General features: G+C 64.9%; 4 protein-coding genes. 2 read left to right on the forward strand and 2 right to left on the reverse strand.

Going from position 1 to position 3766, the window contains the following annotated elements:
- Nucleotides 1-24: 24 nt before the first annotated feature.
- Nucleotides 25-1509, reverse strand: coding sequence for a DUF4331 domain-containing protein (locus AC1DY5_RS46445; protein WP_478121135.1), 1485 nt, complete (start codon nt 1507-1509; stop codon nt 25-27).
- A 253-nt stretch (nt 1510-1762) separates the two neighbouring features.
- Here AC1DY5_RS46445 and AC1DY5_RS46450 point away from each other — a divergent pair, with 253 nt between their 5' ends.
- Nucleotides 1763-2065, forward strand: coding sequence for a hypothetical protein (locus tag AC1DY5_RS46450; protein WP_478121136.1), 303 nt, complete (start codon nt 1763-1765; stop codon nt 2063-2065).
- A gap of 403 nt (nt 2066-2468) precedes the next feature.
- Nucleotides 2469-2645, forward strand: coding sequence for a hypothetical protein (locus AC1DY5_RS46455; RefSeq protein ID WP_478121137.1), 177 nt, complete (start codon nt 2469-2471; stop codon nt 2643-2645).
- Nucleotides 2646-2679: 34 nt separating this feature from the next.
- On the opposite strand, the gene AC1DY5_RS46460 is transcribed toward AC1DY5_RS46455, so the two are convergent.
- The gene (locus AC1DY5_RS46460; protein ID WP_478121138.1) at nt 2680-3261 is read right to left on the reverse strand and encodes a BPSL1445 family SYLF domain-containing lipoprotein; all 582 of its coding nucleotides are present in this window, start codon (nt 3259-3261) and stop codon (nt 2680-2682) included.
- Nucleotides 3262-3766 lie beyond the last annotated feature (505 nt).

Genomic DNA, 3766 nt, shown 5'->3' on the forward strand with positions numbered 1-3766 from the left:
ATCATGCGGTTCATGTCGTGCTCCTTACTGCGCGCCCGGGAGGGGCGTGTTAAGGTAGGGAAATGCATCCGGGAACTGCGCCGGGCTCTGTAGCGCGCCATCGGTCAACGCCGCACCGCCCGCGGGCGCATCGCCCGGCTTGCAGCCGACTTTCAACGTATCGGTCGCGCCAGTGGCCACGCAGAGCGAGCCCATCGCGACGCGCAGTTCGGCATCCACCACGTCGTCACCGGGTCGGCGGCCGTTGGGGAAGCCTGCGGTGTCCCCGGCCAGCACGCCCAGACTGTTCTGCTGGGCCTTGGGCGTCGGCGTTACCGAGGTGTTGAGCCGCAGCATCTCTGAAGGCTTGCCATTGGCGGGCTTGTTGACGCCCTCCACGCCAGTGAGGAAAGCAGCCACCAGGTCGGTACGCGGGAAGTTGGTCGGCGCAGTGGCGCTCGGGAACAGGGTCTGGATCAGGGCCGGCAGTGTCGGATTGGTGACGTAGTCAGCAAACTGGCCGTCGTCCTTCGGCTTGGAGCTGTTGAACTTGTCCTTGTCTTTCAGTCCGATCACGACCTCGTTGACAAGTGGCATGCCCAGGCGCGAGACCTGTGCCCACGGACCGCCGTTCAGCGTTGTCGTGCCATGGCCGCTCTTCGGCGGGCTGGCAATGAGCCGGCCCTGGCGCACACTGGCGGTGGTCCATCCGCCGACGATGGGGCTGGCCGCTGTGGTGATGCAGGCGATCGGAACTTCCAGCGCCATCGTGGTCACGTTCTTGTTGGCGAGCGCGTCCGGATTGGCGCTGGTCGAACCGAGCGGATTGAGATTGATCAGATCGAACACCTGGCCTAGCGCGACGGCAAACGGGTCCTTGCGCTGGCCGACGAACAGGCGGCCGGGCGTCGCGCAGCCCGGAATGTTGACCGCATAGAGGTGCTGATTCGCATAGGCCGCATAGCCGGTCGGGCCGCCGAATGTCTTGTCGCCGATGTTGTCCGTCGGCTTGTCGAACACCGTGCCGCCGCCGGCCATCGAGACCGGCTCGACCGGGCCCGTGCGGCGATCGCCACGCACCATGTCCAACGTGTAGGTCTCGCGCAGGTTGCTCGTCGCCTGGTTCGGCGCCGAGATGGCTCCGGCCTGCACCAGTGGAATGGAAACTTTCTTGTCGGCGATCGGCAACTGGATGTCGCGCAGCGTGTTGCTGAACTTGAAGCGGAAGGTGATGTCCTCGACCGCGTCGCCGTCCGTGTCCAGATGGATTTCGTAGAGCGCGTTCGGATCCATCGAGAAGTAGTTTGGTCCACCGTAGGGGCTCTGGTCCGGCTGGTAGTTGGCGATTAGCGTCACGAAGCCAGCGCGGCCGGCCTCATAGCTTCGAAACATGTAGAAGTCGGTCGCATCGACCTTCGGCATGCCTGCGATCGAGGGTGCCTCACGGTGACTGGATGCGAAAGCGCTGGCGGTGGCAATCGCACAAGTGGCGAGCACACCAACTTGAATGGACGTCCTCGAGAGTCTCATGAAAATCACCTCTACTGGTTGTTTGGCTAGGAATGGCTGGGCGATCGGGCGCTTGAATGAGTGCCCGAGTGTTGTACGCAGCGGAGGCGCCGTTGGATGCGTAAATAAGTGAAACCCACCGTGGGTCGCAAACGCGCCACAAAGCCGGGGATGAATCCTCTTGCCCGTCGGGGAGCGGCCGCAATCGCGCTGTAGGCCCTCTCCCACGCTCAAAACTCCCCTGGCGCGTTTCGGCCCGGAATACGACCGTCGAGTGGACCAGGCCGATGCGCYGGTGCGCGAGCTGCTGGCCAAGCGTGGCTATCCAATGGCGGATTTCGAGCACCGGGCGGCGGACATTTCGGTCGATCACCCGGCCGTGGTGAGCAAYTACCGCGCGGCGCAGGACATCCGCGGGCGCARTCTCCGCGGCGAGGTTGGGACCGAAGAGCTGCGCAAGGCCGTGGTGCATTACCGCGCGCTTTTCGATGAGTTGCTTGAWGTGCGTGGGCTGCGGCCGGAAGCAAGGCCYCAGCCGTCGATCCGGCCGGCCCGGCCGATRGAGGTGCGATCATGATTTTCGATTCCAAGCGCCGTCAGGCCAGGGAGGCCGAAGCGGAAACAGCGACGCTCGCCGAAGCTCCGCACGCAGCGAGATCCGTCGCCCCRGACGATGTGCGGACGACGCCTATTGGCGCGMMCCGRCTGGCCGACCGGGGCGCCTACCTGGAAGACGACCCGCCCATCATCGAGCGGACCGTCGCGGACGCCCGGACCGACAGCCGGGTCGCCGAACGTGCGGTCGAGCCTGCTGCGGGTCGCGCCGTCGAGCAGGCCGGCATCGGGMGCGATGAGCGGGCCGAGGCCCAGCGGAGCGACCGCGAGGACCTCGAGCCGCTCTTCCCGACCGACGTTGCGGAGAATTTCCGCCGCGGCTGGGACGCCGTGCAGATCGGCYTTGTCGACGACCCTCGGCAGGCGTGCACAAGGCCGATGAACTGGTGCACCAGGTGCTGYGCAGCCTGAGCGAAACCTTCACCGGGGAGCGCAGCCGCCTCGAGGCGCAGGTGACGCAAGCGGACTCGAGCTCGACCGAGGATCTGCGAGTGGCCCTGCGACGCTACCGCTCCTTCCTGCACCGGCTGCTGTCGCTGTAGCGAGGCTGCGCCGGTCAAATTGATATCGCGGCCGTCAAAGCTGGATCTTGCTGATCTTGGCTCCTTGCAGGGAGACCCCCGCCTCCAGCCCCACATTGGTCAGCACAAATCCGACCACAGGCTGTTGGATCGTGTTGGTGTCAATGTTGCCGGTGGCGCCCAGGGTCGCGACCGCGACGGTGGCATCAGCACCCGCCGTCCAGCCGCTGCTGTTGCGAAACTTGTCCAGCGCTTCCTTCGAATTGAAGACATAGATAACCGCCTTGGATTGCGCGCCCGCCTGGATGCCGATCGAGCCCGCAGTGGTGCTGTAATACGACTCGATACGCCCGCCCACGCGCAGTGCACCGCGACCGTATTCCGCACCTACGCCAAGGCTTGCGCCAACCACGGCGGGAAACACGAGCACTCCGTTGGCCTTCGCCACCATCTCGCGCGAACCCGGCACGCTGGCGTACAGCTTGGACAACGTAGCCTCCACCTGAGCGTCCATGGACGCGCGCGACGACGCAGTGCTCGAGCTGTCTCCAGGTCGCGTCGTCGTGCAACCGACGAGCGCGAAGCTCGCCAGCACGACGATGGCGACGCTCAGCACGGACCGATAAATGGTTCGCATGATCGACTCCTTTCCGCTCTAAACATTGGCGGCTGCGGAAAAGGCTAGATACGACCACCTTCCCAAGACATGGGCCTTGCTCCGATTCCGACGTCGGAGCGCTCCTACTCCACAGCTGACTCAATGCCGACACCGCCTCGCYGTCGGATTCGACAGCCTCTCGCTCTTTCCCAGCAAAATTCCATGCAAGCACCGACCTGCCAGAGTGCCGACGACGACATCGTGCAGCGCGCAGACCGAGGTGTTTCACGATCAACGGCCGAGGGCAGTGGAGCACCTACATGAACGAACCCTCCGATAATGCGGCACTTGCGATACAGCACGAGCGCCGCGGCCTGTTGCGCAGTATGGGCGCGCTTGCGCTTATCAGCATGGCATCCGGAAGTGCAACGCTCACGGCCTGCGGCGGCGGAGGCTCCAGCGCCCAGTCAACAGTCGCCGCTGCTGTCCCTTCCCCTACGCCTTCCCCTACGCCTTCCCCTACGCCTTCCCCTACGCCTTCCCC

The organism is Variovorax sp. P4_D9 (assembly GCF_056401695.1).

Excerpts from the sequence above, each read along its gene's own strand:
- AC1DY5_RS46445 (WP_478121135.1), bottom strand. The coding sequence starts at position 1,509 with ATGAGACTCTCGAGGACGTCCATTCAAGTTGGTGTGCTCGCCACTTGT.
- AC1DY5_RS46460 (WP_478121138.1), bottom strand. The coding sequence starts at position 3,261 with ATGCGAACCATTTATCGGTCCGTGCTGAGCGTCGCCATCGTCGTGCTG.